Genomic DNA, 21736 nt, shown 5'->3' with positions numbered 1-21736 from the left:
CGCGCTCAAGCAATCACGTGGCGGCCGATAACGTTCCCGAGGACCGTCGTCCGAGGGAAGCGACCGTACCGATGCGATTGCTCGCGCTCGTCATGCTGCTGATCGGCCTGCTGCTGGCACCCGCCGCGCGTGCGCTCGAGCCGGGCAAGGCCTTCCATCACTACGTCCGCGACGACTGGTCGATCCAGCAGGGCCTGCCGCAGATCAGCGTGCTCAGCCTCACGCAGGACCGCATGGGCTACCTGTGGGTGGGCACGCAGTCGGGCCTGGCGCGCTTCGACGGCATCGAGTTCCACACCTACACGTCCGAGAACACGCCCGGCCTGCCCGGTCCGTGGATCCGTGCGCTCTACACCGGCCGCGACGGCCGCGTCTGGATCGGCACCTACAAGGGCCTGTCGGTATTCGACGGCCGCGCGTTCAAGGCGGTGCCGGCGCCGGGTGCCGCGGCGTCGCTGGACATCACGGGCCTCGCGGGCGATGCGCCGGGTGGCCTGTGGGTGACGTCCGCCGACGGCGTATTCCGCCTCGCCCGCGATCACCTCGAACCCGTGGCGGGCGCGCCGAAGCCGGCGCAGTCCCCGCTGCTGCGCGACGACGGCCTGTGGGTCGGTGCGCGCGGCGCGATCTGGCACCGCCTTCCGACCGGTCGCTGGGAGCGCATCGCACTGCCCGAGGTCGCCGCCGACGCGCAGGTCAATCGACTGCTCGCCGCGCAGGGCTCGCTGTGGGCGGCGACGTCGCGCGGCCTGTTCCACCGCGTCGCCGACGGCTGGGTGGCGTACGACGAGGACGCGACGCTCGCACGGGTTCCGGTCGACATGCTGTTCGAGGATCGCGACGCCAACCTCTGGGTCGGTGGCGATTTCGGCCTCGCGCGACTGCGCGGCGGCCACGTCGTGGAAATGCTGCCGGTCGGCGGCGCCAATGGCGTGCCGGGCTTACGCACGGCGTTCGAGGATCGCGAAGGCAATCTCTGGCTCGGCAGCCAGTGGGAAGGCCTGGTGCGTGTCTGGAGCTCGTGGACGCGCCGCTACAGCACGACCGAAGGCCTGACCGATCGCATCGTGTGGTCGCTGGCGAAGGATCCGGACGGCCGCGGGCTGTGGGTCGGCGGCAACGACGGCGTGAGCCTGCTGTCGGACGGACACTTCCGCCACGTCGTCGCGGCCTCCGATCTTCCGCATCCGCACGCCTACAACCTGCTCGCGGAGTCGGGCCGGCTTTGGATCGGCACGCGCGGTGGCCTGCGCGTGCTCGATGCCGGCGAGGCGAAACCCAAAGCGCTGCCCGGCCTCGCCGACATCGGCGGCGCGCAGATCAACGCGATCGTCCGCGCGCGCGACGGTGCACTCTGGATCGGCACGCCCGAGGGCCTGTTCCGCTGGGTGGACGACCATCTGCGCCGTTTCGACGAGCGTGACGGCCTGACCGACGCGCGCGTGCGCTACGTGCTCGATGGTCCGGGCGGCCTGGTGGTCGGCACGCAGGATGGCCTGTTCGTGCAGAAGGGCGACGGCTTCGTGCGCGATCGCGATCCGGGTCTTCCCGCGGCGATCGATGTCACGGCGATCCGTCGCCTCGCGGACGGTCGTCTCGTCATCGGCACGCTCAACGAAACCACGTTCGTGAAGGATGGGCGCGGCTGGCACGAACTCGGCAGCGCACAGGGCATGCCGGGCAATGCACCGTTCTTCTTCACCGAAGACGACGGCTACCTCTGGAGCGCAGGCCTGCGCGGCATTTCGCGCGTGCTGCTCACCGACATCGCCGACTACGCGACCGGTCGCGCACCGCGCGTCCGCGGCGAGATGCTGCTGAACGAACGCGGAGATCGCCTGGCCGGCCAGCAGGGTTTCTGCTGCAACGGAGCCGGCACGTCCAAGGGCGTGCTCGACGGCGATACGCTGTGGCTGCCGACGCGCGACGGCGTGGTGTCGATGGACACGCACGGCATCCGCAAGAACCCGGTGCCACCGGGCGTCGTGATCGAGCGCGTGCAGCTCGGCAACACGTGGAAAGACGCGTGGCAATTGCAGTCGCACCCGTTCCCCGACCATGTGCGCGATGCCACTTTCGAATTCACTGCGACATCGTTCGTCGATCCCAAGAGCGTGCAGTTGCGCTATCGCCTGCGTGGCTACGACCCCGACTGGGTCGACGCCGATACCGGCGTGCGCCGCGCCCGCTACACCAACCTGCCGCCGGGTCACTACGTCTTCGAGGTGATGGGCAGCAACAACGCGGGCGTGTGGGCGAAGGCGCCGGCAACGCTCGCATTCTCGGTGCCGCCGCGCTTCCACGAGACCGGCTGGTTCGTTGCGCTGTGCGTGGTCGGCCTCGCGCTCGTCGTCTACATCGGCTATCGCGTGCAGCGCTACCGCTACCAGCTGCGGCAGAAGGCACTCGAAGCGCTCGTGCTCCAGCGCACCGAAGCGCTGGCGCAGGCCAATCGCCAGCTCGAGGAAGCCAGTCACACCGATCCGCTCACCGGTCTGCGCAATCGCCGCTACATCGGCGCGCAGCTACCGGCCGACCTGTCGTTCTACGACCGCTCGGTGCACGCCGGCCCGGTCAACGACAAGGCGATGCTGTTCGCACTGGTCGACATCGACCACTTCAAGCAGGTCAACGATCGCTACGGCCACCGCGCCGGCGACCTCGTGCTGCAGCAGTTCGCGCAGGTGCTGTCGAGCCTCGTCCGCACCGGCGACTACGTCGCGCGCTGGGGCGGCGAGGAATTCCTCTTGGTATTCCGCCCGATGCCCGAGCGCAACGTCGCGACGATCGGCGAGCGAATCCAGCAGGCAGTGGCCACGCATCCGTTCGATCTCGGCAATGGGCTGGTACTGCCGATCACGTGTTCGGTCGGCCTCTCGCAATATCCGATCGTGCGCGAGGACGGCGCACGCATCGGCTGGGAAGCGATGATCGAGCTCGCCGACCAGGCGCTCTATTACGTCAAGACCAACGGCCGCAACGGCTGGGCATCGTTCCGACCGACGCCGCTGACCGACATCAGGGAACTGGTCGAGAACATGCACGCCAACCTGTCGGCCATGCTGGCGCGCGATGCGCTGCGCATCATCGGGCGCATTGCCGGCCGGCCGGTCGGCGCGACGCTCGACGAGGCGTGATGCCCCCCGTTATAGCGCCGTGCTGCGCGCGATGCGTAGCACGTCGTCGAGCAAGGCCGCGGCCGTAACGCCGGCACCGGCGCCCGGTCCCTGGATCACCAGCGGTTGCGCGTCGTAACGGTCGCAGCGGATCGCGACACGATTGTCGGTGCCCTGCCCTGCGGCCAGCGCATCGCCGGGCGACAAGGACTCGACGCCGACGCGCGCGGTGACGCGGCCATCCACGATGTCGAGCCGCGCGACGTGCCGCAGTTTCTCGCCGTGCTTGTACGCCTGCGCGAAACGCTCGCGCAGCGGCCCGTCGAGCACGTCGAGCGCAGCATCGACGTCGCCGACGGCGCAGCGCGCGAGCGACGCCGGCACCAGCGAATCAACGTGCACGTCATCGGCATCGAGCGGAAAACCCGCCGCGCGCGCGAGGATCAGCAGCTTGCGGCGCACGTCCTCGCCGGAGAGGTCTTCGCGCGGATCCGGCTCGGTGTAGCCGGCCTCACGCGCCTGTCGCACGAAGCCCGAAAACGGGCGCAGTCCGTCGTACGCGCCGAACAGCCACGCCATCGAGCCCGACAGCACACCCGCGATGCCGGTGATCGCGTCGCCGCCGTCGTGCAAGGCGCGCAGGCTGCGCAATAGTGGCAATCCAGCCCCAACCGTCGCCGCATCGCCGTACTGCGTGCGCGCGGCGCGGCGGGCGGACTGGATCGCCTGCCAACGTGCGAGCGACACGCCCTGCCCGAGCTTGCTCGCGGTGACCACGTGCACGCCCTGCGCAAGCCAGTCCGCGTGTCGTGCGGCCACCGCCTCGCTGCCGCTCGCGTCGATGACGATCGCCGGCGCGCTGCCATCGAAGGCGTCCAGCGTTGCATCGCGCGATGACGACGCAGTCGCCAGCCGGTCGTGTGCCTCCGCCGGTGCAATGCCGTCGCCTGTAGTGATCGAGCGCCGCGAATTGGCCACATGCACCAAGCGCAGGGGCGGGATCGCGCCGTGCAGGCGATCGAGTCGCTGCAGCAGCGCGCTGCCCACGGTGCCGACGCCCAGCAATGCGATCTCCGCCGCGACCGCCGCGCGTTTTCGCGGCGCCGTCGCGATCGCCCGGGCCAGGGCCTCCATCAGGCGACCGCCGGTTCGCGTCGACAGGCGCGACGCACGCGCGCCAACCCGGCGTCGATGTCGGCGAGCAGATCGTCGACATGCTCGATGCCGACCGACAGACGCACGAGGCCATCGCCAATGCCTGCAGCACGACGCGCTTCAGGCGACATCGCCGCGTGCGTCATCGTGGCTGGATGCGCGACCAGGCTTTCGACGCCACCCAGCGATTCGGCCAGCGTGAAACATTGCAGGCCGTCGAGGAACGCGCGCACGCCAGTCTCGCCGCCTTCGAGTTCGACGCTGAGCATCGCGCCATACCCCGACTGCTGGCGCGCGGCCAATGCATGACCCGGATGCGCGGCAAGGCCGGGGTAGTGCACGGCGCGCACACCGTCGTCACCGACGAGCCGTGCGACGAGCGCCTCGGTGTTTTCCTGATGGATGCGCAGGCGTGCGTCGAGCGTGCGCAGGCCGCGCAGTGTCAGGAAGCTGTCGAACGGCGAGCCGGTCAGGCCCAGCGCGTTCGCCCACCACGTCAGGCGCTCATTCACCGCGGCATCCCGTGCGACCACTGCACCGCCGACCACGTCGCTGTGACCATTGATGTACTTGGTGGTCGAATGCACGACGACGTCGGCGCCGAACGTAATCGGCTGCTGCAGCGCCGGCGACAGGAAGGTGTTGTCGACCACCGCGAGCGCACCGGCCGCGTGCGCCGCGTCGATCGTCGCGCGCAGGTCGGTGATGCGCAGCAGCGGGTTCGACGGTGTTTCGATCCAGACGACAGCGGCGCCATCGGCCAACGCCGCGTCGCGCGACCCGGTGCGGGTCAGGTCCGCCGTCACCAGCTCGAACGCGCCCTTCGCGGCCAGCGCATTGAACAGCCTCCAGCTGCCGCCGTAGGCATCGTGCGGCACGACGAGGCGCCCGCCCGCCGGTACCAGCGCATGCAGCACCAGCGTGATCGCCGACATGCCGGTCGACGTGATCGTGCCGCCGATGCCGCCTTCGAGTTCCGCCAGCGCCTCGCCGAGCAGGTCACGCGTCGGGTTGCCACTGCGCGTGTAGTCGTAGGTGCGCTTGGCGTTGAAGCCGGCGAACGAGAAGTTGGATGACAGCACCAGCGGCGGCGTCACCGCACCGAACGCGGTGTCGCGATCGATGCCCGCACGCACGGCGACGGTGGCGGGACGCGTCGGACCCGACGCACTCATGCCGCCACCTCCGTGGCCAGCGCTTCGTCCAGGATCGCGGCGATCGCCTCGTGCTCCTTGAGGAACGCGTCATGGCCATAGCGCGAGCGCAGTACGCGCAGGCGCGTCTCGCCACGCAGGCGCTGCGCCAGTGCGTAAGCATCGGCGAGGGGAACCAGGCGATCCTGTTCGATCGCGACCAGCGTGACGGGCGTGACGATGGTTTCCGGCGCGACATCCTGCAGGTCGATCGACTCCGAAAGCCGCAGGAACGCACTGACCGGCGTGCGCGCCGCATAGCTCTGGCCGGCGTGGTCGAGGTAGTCCTCGGCCGGAACGTGCACGCGACCGTCGACCACCTGCGCCGCGCCGAAGCGCTCCTCGAATTCCTCCGGCGTGCGATAGCTCAGCAGCGCGAGCTGGCGCGCCAGCACCAGGCCGTCCACACCATCGCACTGCAGCGCGCCCAACTGCACGGCACGACGCTGCAACGCGCGCCACGCACTCGAATACGGATGCGCGCGATGCACGCCGCTGATCGCGACCAGACGCTGCACGCGCGACGGATGCTTCGCCGCCAGCTGCAGACCGACCATCGCGCCGTACGAGCTGCCGACGAACGCATGCAGGCGACGGATGCGCAGGTGATCGAGGAGCGCGACGATCGCGTCGGCCTGGTCGGCGGGATCGATGGGCGCGTCGAGGGCGCCGTCGGCGCCGATCCAGTCGAACGACACGATGCAACGCGCGGTCGGATCGATGGCGCGATCCGTGCCGACCTGTGTGTCCCACCAGCCACGCGATGGGTCGGCGCTGTTGGCGGTGACATGACGACGCGCCGAGATGCCGCCGGCGACGAACACCACCGGCTGCGAGAGATCACCGACGACCTCGTAGCGCAGCTTCACGCGGCGCGGGCCGGCATGACGCAACGCGAGCGCGGCATCGAACTCGCCGCGACGGGCCGCCGGCAGCAGGGATTCGGCTTCGGATTCGACGGCCACGAACGCGGCGTCGGCAGTAGAGAGGGCGGAAACGAGGCTCATGACGGGGCTCCGGCGGGAAACGGGGCCATCGAGCCTGCGACGCCCTGCCGCTCAGACAGGGAATCCGCTAGACCATCTTTCGGCGGGAGCCGCAGGAATTGGCACCTGGCACTCGCGTGCTGGTTGCCCCGGCATCAAAGGGCCTGTCCCTCCGCCGGTCTCGATGGATGGGCGCAGTCTGCCCCCCGATTTCCGGACTGTCAATCGCTTCATTGCGATGAAGCGATGAATGGTTCGCTCAGGTCGCGGCCAGCCGCGGCTCGTACACTGCCGGCATGCGATTCCTTGTCCCCGCCGCGCTGATCGCGGCCCTCGCCGGCTGCGCGACGACGCGCCCGCCCGCGACTTCGACTCCGCCGCCGTCCACCGTCCCGGCACCGACCGCCACCGTCGTCCCCGAACGCTTCGTCTCGGTCGAAAGCCCGGATGACGAACTCGACTCGCCCGCGACGTGGTCGACCGAAGACGGCCGCACGTGGGTGATCGTCACTGCGAAGTCGACGCATCGCCTCGTCGTCTACGACGGTGACAGCGGCGAGCGCCTGAGCGAGGTCGGCAGCCGCGGCACCGCGCCGGGGCAGTTCAACCGGCCGAACGGGGTCGCCGTGCATGGCGACTTCGTGTTCGTCGTCGAGCGCGACAACCATCGCGTGCAGGTGCTGTCGCTGCCCGACTTCAAGAGCGTCGCGACCTTCGGCGACACCGACCTGCGCAGCCCGTACGGCCTGTGGATCCACGAAGTCGAACCCGGTGATCTCGATGTCTACGTCACCGACAACTTCATGGACGGCGCGAAGTTCGATGTCGTGCCGCCGCTGCCGCAACTCGCACAACGCGTGAAGCGTTTCCGCGTGGATGTCGACGGCCCGGATCGCGTGCATGCGCGTCTCGTCGGCTCGTTCGGAGACACGACCGATGCCGCGTCACTGCACATCGTCGAGTCCATCGCCGGCGATCCGGCGAACGATCGGCTGCTCGTCGCCGACGAAGACACTGCGCGTCCCTCCACGCTGCGCGAGTACGGCTTCGACGGCCGCTATACGGGACGCTCGACCGCGTCCGGCACGTTCACCGCGCAAGCGGAGGGCGTCGCACTGTGGACCTGCGACGCCGATGTCGGCTACTGGGTCGGCGTCGACCAGCTCGCGCCGCACACGGTTTTCCACGTGTTCGATCGCACGACGCTCGCGCCCGTCGGCTCCTTCGAGGGCCGCACCACCTCGCATACCGACGGAATTTCGCTGTACGCCGCGGCGACGCCGAGCTTTCCGCACGGCGTGATGTACGCCGTGCATGACGATCGCGCGATCACCGCATTTGATCTGCGCGACGTTGCGACTGCGCTGCACCTGTCCGAGCGCTGCGCGCAGTGAGCACGTTCGGCCGCACGCTGCTCGCCACGCTGCTGCTCGCAGCGCTGCCACTTGCATATGCCGGCAAGGTGTATCGCTGGGTGGATTCACGCGGCGTGGTGCATTACGGCGATCACCGGCCCGACCCCAAGGCAGCCTCGCCTTCCGGCGTGCGCGTGATTCCGGTAGTCGCCGAACCCTCGGCGATCGCGTCGCTGCGCACGCAGCAGGTGGGTCGCGCGTTCCAGGCCATCGCCGACAACCGCCTGGCCGGCCCGGTCGAGGTGCGTCTGGACTTCGCGCGCGCCGACAACGTGCGCGGCGATCCCGACCTTCCTGCGCGCACCGTGGTGCCCGCCTACGGGCACACCGTGGTCAGCCTGCTCGATACGGTCGACAGCAATGCACCCGGTGACTTCGAACTGCGCATGGACGTGGTGCCCGGCGATCCGAAGGCACGGCCACAGGACGTCGAATACCTGCTGCCGTTGCGCATGGCGGGCTGGCATATCGACCAGGGTTTCGGCGGCAGCTTCAGCCACGACGACGAACAGAATCGCTACGCACTCGACCTCGCCGCGCCGATCGGCACGCCGGTACTGGCGGCGCGCGACGGCGTCGTCATGGAAGTCGAATCGGATTTCTCGAAGGCGGGCCTCGATCGCGAGCGTTACGCCGGTCGCGCCAACCTCATCCGCATCCTGCACGACGACGGCACGATGGCCATCTACGCGCACCTCAAGCTCGACGGCATGCTCGTGCGTGCCGGCCAGCGCGTGCGTGCGGGTCAGCAGATCGCGCTGTCGGGCAACACCGGCTTCACCACGGGCCCGCACCTGCATTTCGCCGTGCAGGTGAATCGCGGCATGCGACTCGAGTCGATCCGTTTCCGCATGCGCGGCCCGCAGGGGCCGCTCAACCTCAGCGGCGGCTGACGCACCTCACGCCGGGACAGCGGCGAGCTTTTCGGCCTTCTCGCGCCATTCGGGCAGGCGCTCGAGCTGGAACGTCGAGCGCAGGTATTCCTCGTCGAGCGGCAGGTCCGACACCAGCGCGCAGGCGACATGCACCGCGCCCGGCACCCAGAAGCCCGACATGCGCACCGCGCCCGGGCGATGGTGATACGCGACCGCTTCGACGATCGGCATCGGCAGGCCCCACAGACCGAGCAGATACGCGCCGGCTTCGGCGTAGTGCGGGCCGCTGTCGTTCGCGCCGCCGCGGTTCACACCCGGCAGCAACTTGCCGACTTCCGCGAGCAACGCCGCAGTCGCCGCGAGTTCCGCGCTCGGACCGGTGAGCAACTGACTCGCGAGACGCGACGTCCGCAATGCGCGTTCCTGCATCGCCTCGCGCTCGCTCGGCGACATCGTGCCTTCGCCGAACGCTTCGGTGGTCAGCACGAGGCGCTGAAGAATCTTGGTCCCCAGGCGCGTCACCGCGGTGCGCATGTCGGTGATGGCACGGCCCGCGGAAAAATATGCGGAATTGCACAGGCGCAGCACCTTGGCGACGACCGCCGGATCCTGTGAGATCAGCGTCGCGATCTCCGCCGCGCTCACGTCCGGGTCCTGCATCAGCCGTTCGAGCTCGAGGTAGAGCTTGGGCGGCGGCGGCAGCGAACTGACGAGACCGATCGTCTGCACGAGCGTGGGATTGGTGAGCAGGTCGCGCAGTTCCTGCACGCTCTCGACCGCCTCGATCAGTTCGCCGGCGTCGAGCGGCTTGCGCAGGAAGCGGTGCGCGATGTCGAGCGCCTGCATCGCGTCGCTGCTGTGGCCGCGATCGAGCAGGAGGATGCGTGCCGCTTCGGGATGCAGCGTGCGCACCTGCTCCAGCAGCGCAGCGCCCGCCATCCGGCCCACCTGCATGTCGCTGACGACCACGTCGATGCGGCGATCGGCGGGCAGCGTGACCACATCGCCGGATCCGGTGAGCCAGTCGACCTTCCAGTCCAGGCCGAAATCCTGCAGTGCGAGCTGGAGCTCGCCCGCACGCCCGCCTTCCTCACCGACGATCACGATGTACACCGACATTCCCTCGACGCTAGTGGTCTGGACGGAGTAACGGCCGCCGGCCGGCGTTCTTCATCTACCTGAGCCACCGGATCGCGGGACTGCGACGCACCGCGCGTTTCGGCGGCGTGCCCGGCGCCGCCGGCTATAATCGCGGCCCTCCCCGATCTGCTGCCGCGCGACTAGCGCGCCGACGCCATGTCCGATGTTTCCCTCGAGGCGCTGCGCCGCCGCACCTTCGCCATCATTTCGCATCCCGACGCCGGCAAGACCACGCTGACGGAAAAGCTGCTGCTGTTCGGCGGCGCGATCCAGATGGCGGGCAGCGTGAAGGGCCGCAAGGCCGCGCGCCACGCGACGTCCGACTGGATGGCGCTTGAAAAGGAGCGCGGCATCTCGGTCACCTCGTCCGTGATGCAGTTCCCGTACGAAGGCCGCATCGTCAACCTGCTCGACACGCCAGGCCATGCCGACTTCGGCGAGGACACCTACCGCGTGCTCACCGCGGTCGACAGCGCGCTGATGGTCATCGACGTCGCCAAGGGCGTCGAGGAACGCACGATCAAGCTGATGGAGGTGTGCCGCCTGCGCGACACGCCGATCATGACCTTCATCAACAAGCTCGATCGCGAGGGCAAGAGCCCGATTGATCTGCTCGACGAAGTCGAGAGCGTACTCGGCATCCAGTGCGCGCCGGTGACGTGGCCGATCGGCATGGGCCAGCGCCTCAAGGGCGTCGTGCACCTCGTCACTGGCGAAGTGCACCTGTACGAGCAGGGCCGAAATTTCACCCGCCAGGATTCCACGATCTTCGCGTCCATCGACGATTCAGAACTCGAGGCGCGCATCGGTGCGCAGATGCTTGCGGAGCTACGCGACGAACTCGAACTGGTCGAAGGTGCGTCGCATCCGTTCGATGTCGAGAAGTACCTGCGCGGCGAGCAGACGCCGGTGTTCTTCGGCTCGGCCGTGAACAACTTCGGCGTGCAGTTGCTGCTCGACTTCTTCGTCGAACATGCGCCCTCGCCCAAGGTGCGTGCGACGACGGGCCGAGACGTCGAGCCGACTGAACCCAAACTCACCGGCTTCGTGTTCAAGATCCAGGCGAACATGGACCCGATGCATCGCGACCGCGTCGCGTTCATGCGCATCTGCTCCGGCGAGTTCAAAGCCGGCATGAAGGCGTTCCACGTGCGCAGCGGCAAGGAAGTGAAGCTCGCCAACGCGCTGACCTTCATGGCCAGCGACCGCGAGATCGCCGAAGCCGCGTATCCCGGCGACGTCATCGGCATCCACAATCACGGCACCATCTCGATCGGCGACTCGTTCACCGAAGGCGAGGCGCTGAGCTTCACCGGCATCCCGAACTTCGCGCCCGAACTGTTCCGTCGCGCGCGCCTGCGTGATCCGCTCAAGCTCAAGCAGCTGCAGAAGGGTCTCGCACAGCTGTCCGAGGAAGGTGCGACGCAGTTCTTCCGCCCGCTCATGTCGAACGACCTGATCCTGGGCGCGGTCGGCATGCTGCAGTTCGACGTCGTCGCGTATCGCCTGAAGGACGAATACGGCGTCGATGCCAGCTTCGAGCAGGTGCAGGTCGCGACCGCGCGCTGGATCCGTTGCGACGATGCGAAGAAGCTCGAGGAATTCCGCGAGAAGAACGCGATGAATCTTGCGATCGACGCAGCGGGCGAGCTGGTGTATCTCGCACCGACCCGCGTCAACCTGCAGCTGGCTCAGGAACGCGCGCCGGCGGTCCAGTTCCTCGCCACCCGCGAGCACGCCCATGCAGTGGGCATCGACTGACCGACCACCGGTGTTGCAAGCCATTCGCATCCGTACGTTAGGATGCGGGCATGGACGCCTCCACCGGCCTCGACCCCCGCTCGGCCGCCGTGCCGCCCCGCAACGACGGGCTGCGCACCGCGACCCATGAACTCGCGAATGCGCTGACGCACGGCGTCGGCGCGATCGCTGCGCTTGCCGCCGGTTCCGTGCTCGTCACCCTCGCCGCGGTGTGGGGCGACGGCTGGCAGCTGGCGAGCGCGATCGTCTTCGGCGTCTGCCTGCTGCTGCTGTATCTGGCGTCGACGCTCTATCACGCGATCCGCAACCCGGTGGTCAAGGCTCGCCTCAAGGTGCTCGACCACTGCGCGATCTATCTGCTGATCGCCGGCACCTACACACCGTTCACGCTGATCGACCTGCGTGGCCCATGGGGTTGGAGCCTGTTCGCCGCGATCTGGACGCTCGCCGTCGCCGGCATCGTCTTCAAGCTGTTCTTCACCGGACGTTTCAAGCGCACATCGACCGCGCTCTACGTCGCCATGGGCTGGCTCGCGGTCATCGCAATCCGCCCGTTGATGCAGGCTGTCGACACGACCACGCTCGGCTGGCTGCTGGCGGGCGGCGTGGCCTACACGTTCGGCACCGTCTTCTACCTGCGCAATTCACGCTATGCGCACGCGGTCTGGCACCTGTTCTGCGTAGCGGGCAGCGTCTGCCATTACGTTGCGGTGCTGCGCCAGGTGGTCTGAACCGAACGCAACGGATTCACCGGTCGTCGACTGTCGGCCGGAGAATGTGCGCCCACTTCCGTTGGACGCACCCATGTCGCATCCGTCGCACCGCTTGCTCATCGCGCTGACGTTCGCACTCGCCTTGACCGCGTGTTCGCGCGACAAGGGCGATGCGACGACGCCGACAAACGACACGCCGAATGCGGCAACGCCGGCCAGCAGCGCGTCCACGCGCACCGGCGAAGACTCCGCCACCGCGACGACGTCCGATGCACCTGCGGCACCCAACCCACGCGCGCCTGCGGCCTTCACCTGTGACAACGGAAGCAAGGTCGACATCGCGGATCTCGTCGCCGTCGTGACCCTCAACGACGGCCGCACCGTTCAGATCGCACGCGATCCCGACGACGCGTTTCACTTCCAGGGCGAGGCGCTGTCGTTCCGCATGAAGGACGGCCAAGGCGAATTGGCCCCGGACGAGGGCGCGATCTCGCGCTGCGCGGGCGGCTGATCACGGCATGACGACGACCGCGTCCACACCGGCCGAAACGCCACCGACCCAGCACGGTGGATCGCCGGTCGGCGCGATCGTCCGTCATCCGTTCCGCACGCTGCTCGCGTTGCTGGCGATCGGGATCATCCTGCTCATCATCTTCTGGGACTGGAACTGGTTCCGTCGTCCTGTCGAGAAGCTGGTCCACGCGAAGACCGGCCGCGAACTGCATATCAACGGAAATCTCGACGTCAAACTCGGCTGGGTGCCGACGATCAGCGCCGAACGCGTCACCTTTTCGAACGCGACGTGGGCGAAGCGCCCGCTGATGGCGCAGACCGACAAGATCACCGCGCGCGTCGAGATTCGCCCGTTGTTCAAGCGCCAGGTGCGCATTCCGGGGATCTGGCTGGAAAAGCCCGTGGTCAACCTCGAGACCGGCGTGCACGGCGGCAATTGGGTGTTCGACAAGAAGAATCCGAGCACGACGAAAGTCGAGTTCCGCAATCTGTGGGTCAACGACGGCCACTTCGAACTCCTCGATCCACCCAAGAAGACCGACATCAGCATCTCGGTGCAGAGCGAAGCGGCGAAGGACGGTCGACCGCCGCCCTTCACCGCAAAAGGCACGGGTCACTGGCGGGGCAATCCATTCACGCTCGAAGGGCGCGCGGAGTCGCCGTTGCAACTCGCGAACCGCGAGACGCCCTACCACGTCGACGTGCACGCGTCGGCTGGTCGCACGCGCGCGCATGCACGCGGCACGCTGCTCGATCCGCTGCGCTTCGCGGATTTCAACCTGCAGCTCGCACTCGCAGGCGAGAACCTCGATGACCTCTATCCGCTGTTCGGCCTCGCCGCACCGCCGACGCCGCCGTACGCACTCGACGGCCGACTCACGCGCGATGTCGACGGCAGCCGCACGTCATGGCACTACGACAAGTTCAAAGGCCGCGTCGGCGACAGCGACCTGTCGGGCGACGCCACCTTCGTGACCGGCGGCAAGCGTCCGTTCCTGAAGGGCCGTTTCATCTCGAACCACCTCGACTTCGATGACCTCGCCGGCTTCATCGGTCGAGCACCGACCGCCGCGGGTGGCGAAAGCACGAATCCCGAGCTCGCCGCCAAGGCCGCGCGCGACGCCGCGAACCCTCGCGTATTTCCGAATGAGCCCTATCACCTCGACAAGCTGCGCTCGATGGATGCGGACGTGACCTTGCGCGCGACGCAGATCAGCTCGCTGTCGCTGCCGCTCGACGACATGGATGCGCACCTCAAGCTCGACAACGGCCTGTTGCGTCTCGAACCGCTGAACTTCGGCGTCGCAGGCGGCGACATCCGCTCGACCATCCGCATGGACGCACGCGAGTCGCCGATCCGCACGCGCGCGCAGATCAGCGCACGCGGCTTGAATCTCGGTCGCCTGATGCCGCGCGCCGAACTGGTGAAACAGGCGGTCGGCAAGGTTGGCGGCGAGGCCACGCTCGCCGGCACCGGCAATTCCATCGCCGCGATCCTCGGTTCGTCGGACGGCGGCGTCGGGATCGGCATGGGTTCGGGGCGCATCAGCAACCTGGTCATGGAACTTGCGGGCCTGGACGTGCAGGAGTCGCTGAAGTTCATGATCGGCGGCGACAAGCAGATCCCCGTGCGTTGCGCGTTCGGCGACTTCGCCGTCAACAACGGCGTGATGAGCGCGAAGTCGCTCGCCTTCGATACTACGGACACGATCATCGTCGGCGAAGGCACCATCAGCCTGCGCGACGAAACGCTCAACCTGAAGCTGCGACCGCGTCCAAAGGATCGCAGCCTGCTGTCGTTCCGCGCGCCGCTCTATCTCACCGGCACCTTCAAACAGCCGCATTTCCGGCCGGACATGGCACGTGTCGGCCTGCGCGCCGCGCTCGCGATCGCGCTCGGTCACATCGCGCCGCCCGCCGCCCTGCTAGCAACAATGGAGCTTGGCGGCGGCAAGGACGCGAACTGCGGCGGGCAGTACGCGCGCTAGCCGCCGTCGGCGTCGGCCGGGCGGAATTCGTCGACCAGATACAACGGGCGCCGCTTCGATTCGTCGTAGATGCGGCCGAGGTATTCACCGATCAGCCCCAGCGCGATGAGCTGCGTGCCGCCGAGGAAAAGGATCACGGCCATCATGGTCGGCCAGCCGGCGACCGGATCGCCCCATACGAACGCTTTGACGATGATCCAGACCCCATACACGAACGCGAGCACCGCGGTCGCGAGGCCGATGTAGGTCGCGATCCGCAAGGGTGCCGTCGAGAAGCTGGTGATGCCCTCGATCGCGAAATTCCACAGGCGCCAGAAGTTGAACTTGCTACCGCCGGCGAGGCGCGCGTCGCGCTCATACGGAATCGCCACGCGTCGAAAGCCGACCCAGCCGAAGAGACCCTTCATGAAACGATGCCGTTCGCGCAGCTGGCGAAGCGCGCTGAGCGACCGCTGCGACAGCAAGCGGAAGTCGCCGGTGTCGGCCGGGATCGGCGTCCGCGACAGGCGTCCGATCACACGATAGAACGCGTGCGCCGTCGCCCGCTTTGCAAGCCCCTCGCCCGCGCGCATCGTCCGGGTGCCATACACGTCGTCGAAACCCTCGCGCCATTTCGCGACGAACATCGGGATCAGCTCCGGCGGATCCTGGCCGTCCGCATCGAGGATCAGCGCGCCACCCTCGTCCACCAGGTCGAGGCCCGCCGTAAGCGCGGCTTCCTTGCCGAAATTGCGCGACAGGCGCAGCAGCGACACGCGCGCGTCATGAGCGGCGATGTCGGCCAACACGCGCCAGGTGGCGTCCGTGCTGCCGTCGTCGACATACAGAACGCGCCCGTCGAGGTGCTCGATACCGTCGAACGCCGCCACGATCCGCGGGTGCAGCAACGGCAGGCTCTCGGCCTCGTTGCAGGCGGCGACGACGACGGTCAGGCGGTCAATATGCATGCGCGCATCCTAATCGCCCGGCCGTGCAAAGCGCTCAATCCAGGCGTTCGAGGTAGTTCGATCCGCCGATCATCGCCATCTGATGCTGGATCGCGCGGGCGCGATGCGCGACGTACGGCCCGGGTCGCGCCACGCTGTAGCGCTTGGGAGCCGGCAGAACGGCGGCGAGCCGTGCCGAATCCGCGGGCGCCAGGCGCGACGCGTCCTTGCCGAAGTAGCGTCGCGACGCCGCCTGCGCGCCATACACGCCGTCGCCGAACTCCACGACGTTCGCGTACACCTCGATGATGCGCTGCTTGGGCCACATGGCCTCGATGAGCAGCGTGTACCAGGCCTCGACGCCCTTGCGCACGTAGCTGCGTCCGCCCCAGAGAAACAGGTTCTTCGCGAGCTGCTGGCTGATCGTGCTGCCGCCGCGCAACTTCCGACCGCGCGCGTTGTTGCGCTCGGCTTTTTCCATCGCCGCGAAGTCGAAGCCGAAATGGTCGGCGAACCGCTGGTCCTCGGCCGCGACCAGCGCGACGGGAAGGCTCGGCGACATGCGATCGAGATCGCGCCAGTCGTATGCGGTGCGATAGTGGAAATCGCCCTCGCCCCAGGCCTCGAACTGTCGGATCATCATGAAGCTCGAGAACCACGGGTCGACGAAGCGCAGCGTCGCCACCTGCAGCACCGTGACCGCCGCGAAGAGCACAGGGAGCCACAGCAGTCGACGCAGCCAGCGTCGCAGGCGCGTGCCCTTGTCTTGAGTCGTCCCCATTACGCCCCCATGTCGTCGCATCGCCTTGCAGCTCCGCCGGGCATTATCGGCCAAGCGCCGTTTCCACGATCCCCATGACCGATCCCATTTCCGCAGATGGACGCGACCACCTCGTCCGCTTCCTGATCCATCGCGCCGGCGTGCGCGGCGTACACGTGCGCCTGGACGAGACCTGGCGCCACATCCGCGAGCGCGAGCAGTACCCCGCCGCCGCGATGACGATGCTGGGCCAGGCCTGCGCCGCCGCCGCACTGTTCACAGGCCACGCCAAGGTCGACGGGCGCCTGTCCGTGCAGATGCGCAGCGATGGCGCGATCCGCACGCTGTTCGCCGAGTGCACGGCTGCAGGCACGCTGCGCGGCATCGTTCAGCTGGCTGAGGACGCGCCCGGCGAGGTGTCGGCTGACCTACGCGATCTGGGGCATGGCGGCATCCTCGCGATCACCATCGAGAACCACGGCATGGACGGCGAACCGGTGCGTTACCAGGGCCTCGTCCCGCTCGAAGCACATCGCCTCGACGCCGCCTTCGAGGACTACTTCCGCCAGTCCGAGCAACTGCCGACCCGCCTGCTGCTCGCGGCGAATGGCGACACCGCTGCCGGCCTCATGGTGCAGAAGCTCCCCGGCGACGAGGGGGATGCAGACGGCTGGAATCGCATCGGCGCGCTGTTCGACACCCTCGGGGAAGGCGAACTGCTCGCCACCGATGCCGTCCACCTGCTCCACCGCCTTTTCCACGAGGACGGCGTCGAGCTGCTGGCGGACAAGCCGCTGGCCTTCGGCTGCTCCTGTTCGCGCGCGCGGGTTGAGTCCATGCTCGTCGCGATCGGCGACGAGGAGGCGCGACTGGCGGCGGCCGGCGGCGAGGCCCGGATCCGCTGCGAGTTCTGCGGCCAGTCCTACGTATTCAGCCCGGACGAGGTCGACACCCTGTTCGAAACCGCCCGCCGCGAAATGGCTTCACCCGACCGACCGCAGTGACCGGACGACGAGCGGATTGTTAAAGATTGATAAATCGCCTATAGTTGAACCCTCCCTTCACACGCCCGGAACTTTCCGGTTCCTGCCCCGGTCGCAATCAACGTGACGTCCCGAGCCCGCCCGTTCCGCAACCTCCTCGCCGTCGGCCTTCTGGCCGTCGTCGGCGTTGCGTCGGCGCAGGCCGCCCGTCCGCGTCCGCAGGCGCTTCCTGTATGGAACCAGGACAGTGGCAAGGTCGAGGCGGTTCTCCTCCTCGAACCGGTGTCGACCGCGACGTGGCAGTTCGGCAACACGCGCCTCGACAGCGCGCTCGGCGTCGGCACGGGTGACACGCTCGGCCTGCTGTGCGATCGCAAGTCGGGCATCGGCAGCGCGATCAGCGCGCTCGCCGACAACTGCCTGCTCGCCTCGCTCGGCAATTCGCACGGCGCGAAGCAGACCAGCGCGGGCGCGACGGTGTCGCACAAGAGTCTCCGCGTCGGCGTCGGCGTCAACAACAGCCGCGACACGCTTCCGGCGTGGCTCACGTCCGGCCATGCGAATTCGCGGGTCAACCAGAACGCGCTCACACTGATCGGCGAGAAGAACATCGGTCGCGAGGCCACGGTATCCATCGCCGGCACCATCGCGCGCGCGCGCCTCGTGTCGCCGGAAGCCGTGCCGGAACTGGCCGACCGCTGGGACATCAAGACCCTGAGCGTCGGCACCAGCGTGGGGCGTTTCGGCGCGAATGTGATCGGCCGCGTCGTGGACTCGCCGATGCAGCCGGGCCGCTGGGAAGGCCTCGACTTGGGCCTCAGCTGGCGCACCCCGTGGAGCGGCCAGCTCAGCGTCGGCGCCGAAAACGTCGTCACCCGCGGACGTAACCCGTTCGCGCCAGGCAACGGTGACGAAGAGGAAGGCGCGGTGCCGTACGTCCGGTACCAGCAAGACCTTTAGTTCTCCTTACCGCTGATGGAATAAACGCCGCCCCTAGGGCGGCGTTTTTGTTTGTGGACGCACGACCCTCATCTCATCTATGCGTGCGACACAACCACTCATCGGAAGATTAAAAACATATTGTTCACAACCATACTTTGGCGCTAGGCTCACGAAGCCTTAACGAATCACCTCTCTCGGTTCGGCGGGCTCCATGGGCAAGACCATTCACTTTTGGGGAAGAGATCCAATGACGTTCAAGACATCCACGCTCCGCGACGCGATCACTCTCGCGCTCGCCGTGGGCACCGTCGCCGGCACGGGCGCGGCGTTCGCACAGAACGCTCCGGCCGACGACAGCAAGAAGGCTCAGGAGCTGGGCCGCGTCGAAGTGACCGGTTCGCGCATCCGCCGCGCCGAGTCCGAGACCTCCCAGCCGATCATTTCGCTCAACCGCGAAGAGATCCAGGCCCAGGGCCTGACCTCGGTCGGCGACGTGATCCAGAACCTCGCCGCCAACGGTTCCACGCTCAACACCACCTTCAACAACGGTGGTAACGGCGAGACCCGCGTCAATCTGCGCAACCTCGGCTCGAGCCGTACCCTCGTCCTCGTCAACGGCCGTCGCTGGGTCGGTGGCACGGGCCTGGGTGGCGCGGTCGACCTCAACACCATCCCGACCGCCGCGGTCGAGCGCATCGAAGTCCTGAAGGCCGGCGCCTCGTCGATCTACGGCTCCGACGCGATCGCGGGCGTGGTCAACGTCATCCTGCGCACCGACTACCAGGGCGCCGAACTCAACGCCTACGTAGGCATGTTCGACAAGGGCGACGGCAACAAGGAATCGTTCGACTTCACCATCGGCACCTCCGACGACCGCTTCAGCGCCATGTTCGGCGCCGGCTACGTCAAGGAAGAGCCGGTCATGGCCGGCGATCGCGAGATCTCGTCTGAGCCGGTCTACCACACGGGCACCGCGTTCGGCAGCACGACGACCCCGTTTGGCCGTTACGCCCTGTGTCGCGGGACGATCAACCCGGTTACGGGCGCATGCTCGATTGCCGAAACCCGTCCGAACGGCACCAGCGGTCAGTTCACCTACAATCCGGGCCAGAGCGGCACCAACTGGCGCAACTTCAGCTCGCCGGCGGACCTGTATAACTTCGCGCCCGAGAACTACCTGCTGACTCCGCAGGAGCGCAAGTCGATCTTCGGCCGCGCTTCGGTCAATCTGACGGACAACGTCAGCGCCTTCATCACCGCGACCTACAACAACCGTCGTTCGGAGCAGCTGCTCGCGGCGATGCCGATTACGCTCGGCACCGCAACGACTGCGACGCAGGCGCGCACGGTCAGCGTCAGCCAGTTCAGCATGTACAACCCGTTCGGTGCGCCGGTGTCGCGCATCCAGCGCCGTACGACGGAGACGGGCGGTCGTTCGTTCAATCAGAATGTCGACACGTTCGGCTTCAACGGCGGCCTGGAAGGCTCGTTCGAGCGTTGGAACCGTTACTTCACGTGGGACGCGGGCATGGTGTATGGCCGCAACGACGAGAACGACACGACCTACGGTCTGTTCAATATCCTCGCGCTGAAGAACGCGCTGGGTCCGTCCGAGATGCGTAACGGCGTGCCAGTGTGCGTCACGGCTCCCGGCGGTGCAGTGATTCCAGGCTGCGTGCCGATGAACATCCTTGGTGCGACCGGTTCGATCACGCCGGAAATGCTGGCGTACTCCTCCTTCGTGGCGCACGACGAACTGTCGTACAAGATGAAGGATTACTACGCCAACATCACCGGCGAAATCGCCGAGCTGCCGGGTGGCATGCTGGCATTCGCGGCCGGCCTCGAACACCGCACCGAATCCGGCTACGACTCGCCGGATGCACTGATCAACTCCGGCAACACCACCGGTAACGCGCGCACCGCGACTTCGGGTGGCTACTCGATCGACGAGGGCTACCTGGAACTCTCGGTCCCGCTGTTGAAGGACGTTCCGGGCGCCAAGCAGCTCGAGTTCGACCTGTCCTCGCGCGTGTCGGACTACAGCAACTTCGGCCGCACCGTGAACTCGGCGTTCGGCTTCAAGTGGCGTCCCATCGACGAAGTGATGGTTCGCGGCAACTGGGCGGAAGGCTTCCGCGCACCCTCGATCCTCGAGCTCTATCGCGGCGTCGCGGACTCGTTCCCGGCAATCCAGGACCCCTGCTCCACGACGTTCGGCGGCAAGTACAACACGTTGGACGCTACGCAGAAGGCCCGCTGCAACGCGCAGGGCGTGCCGGCAGCAGGCTACGACCAGGGCAACTCGCAGATCCGCATCAGCGTCGGCGGCAACCCGAACCTCGGACCGGAGACGTCGACGACCAAGACGCTTGGTGTCGTATGGAGCCCGAAGTTCATCCCGGGTTCGTTCGATGTCTCATTGGATTGGTGGCGCATCGAACTGCGCAACACGATCACCCGCTTCTCGGGTCAGTTCATCCTCGACCAATGCATCCTCAACGGCATCCAGCCGTTCTGCAATCAGTACTCGCGCAGCGCGGGCGGCGTGGTCAACTCGCTGTTGTCGAGCGGCGTGAACATTGGCGCCAATAACATCGAAGGCTGGGACCTCACCGCGAACTACCGCCTGCCGGAGCAGAGCTGGGGCAAGTTGTCGTTCACGCTTGACACGACCTACCAATCGCTCAACGAGTCCGATAACGACGGCGACGGCGACATCGACGCTCTCGACGGCGGCAGCGTGGTCGGCGAGTACCAGGATCGCAACAACAACTGGCGCATCCGTGCAAACCTGATGACGCGTTGGGAGAAGGGCGATTTTGGCGCGACCTGGTTCACGCGTTATTACTCGCGCCAGGACGAGCCGTGCCGCTTCATCGGCAGCGCGAACGACCTCGGCTTCGGCCAGCTCTGCAACAAGGCCACTGTCAACGGAGCGGGAATCGTGCAGCCGGGTTCCGAGAACTCGATCGGCGGCACGACCTACACCGATGTGAGCGCGTATTGGAAGGCGCCTTGGAACGCAAAGGTCACGCTTGGCGTGAACAATGTGTTCGCGAAGGATCCGCCGACCGCGTTCACGGCGTTCGCCAACTCGTTCGATCCTCAGTACGAAGTCCCGGGTCGCTTCTTCTACCTGTCGTACAACCAGAAGTTCTGATCCGACGCTTCGCCGTAACACCGCTACGGCCCCGAAAGGGGCCGTAGTTCGTTCAGGACCCCCTCCTTGCGGCCCTTGACAGCCGCTTGGCGGCATCGCCTTAACGA

General features: G+C 67.3%; 16 protein-coding genes and 1 riboswitch. Of the genes, 10 read left to right on the top strand and 6 right to left on the bottom strand.

Annotated elements, in window-relative coordinates; genetic code table 11:
• Positions 1 to 71 precede the first annotated feature (71 nt).
• Positions 72 to 3137, top strand: coding sequence for a ligand-binding sensor domain-containing diguanylate cyclase (locus DWG18_RS03035; RefSeq protein ID WP_115645288.1), 3066 nt, complete (start codon positions 72 to 74; stop codon positions 3135 to 3137).
• Between the two features lie 9 nt (positions 3138 to 3146).
• Here the strand turns inward: DWG18_RS03035 and DWG18_RS03030 are convergent, their stop codons facing one another.
• Genes DWG18_RS03030 through DWG18_RS03020 form a run of 3 tightly spaced genes read right to left on the bottom strand, consistent with a single transcriptional unit; the run spans position 3147 to position 6471 of the window.
• Positions 3147 to 4250, bottom strand: a complete 1104-nt coding sequence (locus tag DWG18_RS03030) for a homoserine dehydrogenase (protein ID WP_115645286.1) — start codon at positions 4248 to 4250, stop codon at positions 3147 to 3149.
• Positions 4250 to 5446, bottom strand: coding sequence for a cystathionine gamma-synthase (gene metB, locus DWG18_RS03025; RefSeq protein ID WP_115645284.1), 1197 nt, complete (start codon positions 5444 to 5446; stop codon positions 4250 to 4252). The genes DWG18_RS03030 and metB overlap by 1 nt, the downstream gene beginning before the upstream one ends.
• On the bottom strand, positions 5443 to 6471 hold the full coding sequence (locus tag DWG18_RS03020) for a homoserine O-succinyltransferase (RefSeq protein ID WP_115645282.1): 1029 nt from the start codon (positions 6469 to 6471) through the stop codon (positions 5443 to 5445). The genes metB and DWG18_RS03020 overlap by 4 nt, the downstream gene beginning before the upstream one ends.
• Positions 6472 to 6540: 69 nt before the next feature.
• Positions 6541 to 6641: riboswitch (SAM riboswitch) on the bottom strand.
• 105 nt (positions 6642 to 6746) lie between these two features.
• Between DWG18_RS03020 and DWG18_RS03015 the strand changes: the two genes are divergently transcribed.
• Together DWG18_RS03015 and DWG18_RS03010 are read left to right on the top strand one after the other, a co-directional pair.
• Positions 6747 to 7844 carry a phytase gene (locus tag DWG18_RS03015; protein WP_115645280.1) on the top strand — a complete coding sequence of 366 codons (1098 nt, stop codon included), beginning with the start codon at positions 6747 to 6749 and terminating at the stop codon, positions 7842 to 7844.
• On the top strand, positions 7841 to 8758 hold the full coding sequence (locus DWG18_RS03010; protein WP_240318586.1) for a M23 family metallopeptidase: 918 nt from the start codon (positions 7841 to 7843) through the stop codon (positions 8756 to 8758). The genes DWG18_RS03015 and DWG18_RS03010 overlap by 4 nt, the downstream gene beginning before the upstream one ends.
• A gap of 6 nt (positions 8759 to 8764) precedes the next feature.
• Here DWG18_RS03010 and DWG18_RS03005 read toward each other — a convergent pair whose 3' ends face one another.
• Positions 8765 to 9859 carry an HDOD domain-containing protein gene (locus DWG18_RS03005; RefSeq protein ID WP_115645278.1) on the bottom strand — a complete coding sequence of 365 codons (1095 nt, stop codon included), beginning with the start codon at positions 9857 to 9859 and terminating at the stop codon, positions 8765 to 8767.
• Between the two features lie 177 nt (positions 9860 to 10036).
• Between DWG18_RS03005 and DWG18_RS03000 the strand changes: the two genes are divergently transcribed.
• From DWG18_RS03000 to DWG18_RS02985, 4 genes are all read left to right on the top strand, one after another.
• A complete protein-coding gene (locus DWG18_RS03000; protein WP_115645276.1) occupies positions 10037 to 11641 on the top strand; it encodes a peptide chain release factor 3 in 1605 nt (534 codons plus the stop codon).
• Between the two features lie 50 nt (positions 11642 to 11691).
• Positions 11692 to 12372, top strand: coding sequence for a hemolysin III family protein (locus tag DWG18_RS02995; RefSeq protein ID WP_115645274.1), 681 nt, complete (start codon positions 11692 to 11694; stop codon positions 12370 to 12372).
• Between the two features lie 73 nt (positions 12373 to 12445).
• Positions 12446 to 12865 (top strand): hypothetical protein, encoded by a 420-nt coding sequence (locus tag DWG18_RS02990; RefSeq protein ID WP_115645272.1) that lies wholly within the window; start codon positions 12446 to 12448, stop codon positions 12863 to 12865.
• A gap of 7 nt (positions 12866 to 12872) precedes the next feature.
• Positions 12873 to 14855: an AsmA family protein gene (locus DWG18_RS02985; RefSeq protein ID WP_115645270.1), complete on the top strand. Its 1983-nt coding sequence runs from the start codon at positions 12873 to 12875 to the stop codon at positions 14853 to 14855.
• Here the strand turns inward: DWG18_RS02985 and DWG18_RS02980 are convergent.
• Together DWG18_RS02980 and mtgA are read right to left on the bottom strand one after the other, a co-directional pair.
• Positions 14852 to 15802, bottom strand: a complete 951-nt coding sequence (locus DWG18_RS02980; RefSeq protein WP_115645268.1) for a glycosyltransferase family 2 protein — start codon at positions 15800 to 15802, stop codon at positions 14852 to 14854. The two genes, DWG18_RS02985 and DWG18_RS02980, sit on opposite strands and share 4 nt — an antisense overlap.
• Before the next feature lie 34 nt (positions 15803 to 15836).
• Positions 15837 to 16562 carry a monofunctional biosynthetic peptidoglycan transglycosylase gene (gene mtgA, locus DWG18_RS02975; protein ID WP_240318585.1) on the bottom strand — a complete coding sequence of 242 codons (726 nt, stop codon included), beginning with the start codon at positions 16560 to 16562 and terminating at the stop codon, positions 15837 to 15839.
• Between the two features lie 74 nt (positions 16563 to 16636).
• Between mtgA and DWG18_RS02970 the strand changes: the two genes are divergently transcribed.
• The 3 genes from DWG18_RS02970 (at position 16637) to DWG18_RS02960 (ending at position 21629) form a co-directional block, all read left to right on the top strand.
• Positions 16637 to 17545, top strand: coding sequence for an Hsp33 family molecular chaperone HslO (locus DWG18_RS02970; RefSeq protein ID WP_115645264.1), 909 nt, complete (start codon positions 16637 to 16639; stop codon positions 17543 to 17545).
• A 102-nt stretch (positions 17546 to 17647) separates the two neighbouring features.
• A complete protein-coding gene (locus tag DWG18_RS02965) occupies positions 17648 to 18484 on the top strand; it encodes a hypothetical protein (protein ID WP_115645262.1) in 837 nt (278 codons plus the stop codon).
• Positions 18485 to 18713: 229 nt separating this feature from the next.
• Entirely contained in the window at positions 18714 to 21629 is a 2916-nt protein-coding gene (locus DWG18_RS02960; RefSeq protein ID WP_115645260.1) for a TonB-dependent receptor, read from the top strand.
• Positions 21630 to 21736: the final 107 nt, after the last annotated feature.

This window comes from Lysobacter sp. TY2-98 (assembly GCF_003367355.1).
Classification (GTDB): domain Bacteria; phylum Pseudomonadota; class Gammaproteobacteria; order Xanthomonadales; family Xanthomonadaceae; genus Cognatilysobacter.
The sequence above is the reverse complement of the archived record's forward strand: the minus strand, read 5'-3'. Positions and strand labels throughout refer to the sequence as shown.

Bases quoted from the DNA above. Each gene is read 5' to 3' on its own strand.
- DWG18_RS02995 (WP_115645274.1), top strand. From the start codon at position 11,692: ATGGACGCCTCCACCGGCCTCGACCCCCGCTCGGCCGCCGTGCCGCCC.
- DWG18_RS03000 (WP_115645276.1), top strand. From the start codon at position 10,037: ATGTCCGATGTTTCCCTCGAGGCGCTGCGCCGCCGCACCTTCGCCATC.
- DWG18_RS03015 (WP_115645280.1), top strand. From the start codon at position 6,747: ATGCGATTCCTTGTCCCCGCCGCGCTGATCGCGGCCCTCGCCGGCTGC.
- DWG18_RS02990 (WP_115645272.1), top strand. From the start codon at position 12,446: ATGTCGCATCCGTCGCACCGCTTGCTCATCGCGCTGACGTTCGCACTC.
- metB (WP_115645284.1), bottom strand. From the start codon at position 5,446: ATGAGTGCGTCGGGTCCGACGCGTCCCGCCACCGTCGCCGTGCGTGCG.
- DWG18_RS02985 (WP_115645270.1), top strand. From the start codon at position 12,873: ATGACGACGACCGCGTCCACACCGGCCGAAACGCCACCGACCCAGCAC.
- mtgA (WP_240318585.1), bottom strand. From the start codon at position 16,562: ATGGGGACGACTCAAGACAAGGGCACGCGCCTGCGACGCTGGCTGCGT.
- DWG18_RS02970 (WP_115645264.1), top strand. From the start codon at position 16,637: ATGACCGATCCCATTTCCGCAGATGGACGCGACCACCTCGTCCGCTTC.
- DWG18_RS02960 (WP_115645260.1), top strand. From the start codon at position 18,714: ATGACGTTCAAGACATCCACGCTCCGCGACGCGATCACTCTCGCGCTC.
- DWG18_RS03030 (WP_115645286.1), bottom strand. From the start codon at position 4,250: ATGGAGGCCCTGGCCCGGGCGATCGCGACGGCGCCGCGAAAACGCGCG.
- DWG18_RS02980 (WP_115645268.1), bottom strand. From the start codon at position 15,802: ATGCATATTGACCGCCTGACCGTCGTCGTCGCCGCCTGCAACGAGGCC.
- DWG18_RS03035 (WP_115645288.1), top strand. From the start codon at position 72: ATGCGATTGCTCGCGCTCGTCATGCTGCTGATCGGCCTGCTGCTGGCA.
- DWG18_RS03005 (WP_115645278.1), bottom strand. From the start codon at position 9,859: ATGTCGGTGTACATCGTGATCGTCGGTGAGGAAGGCGGGCGTGCGGGC.
- DWG18_RS03020 (WP_115645282.1), bottom strand. From the start codon at position 6,471: ATGAGCCTCGTTTCCGCCCTCTCTACTGCCGACGCCGCGTTCGTGGCC.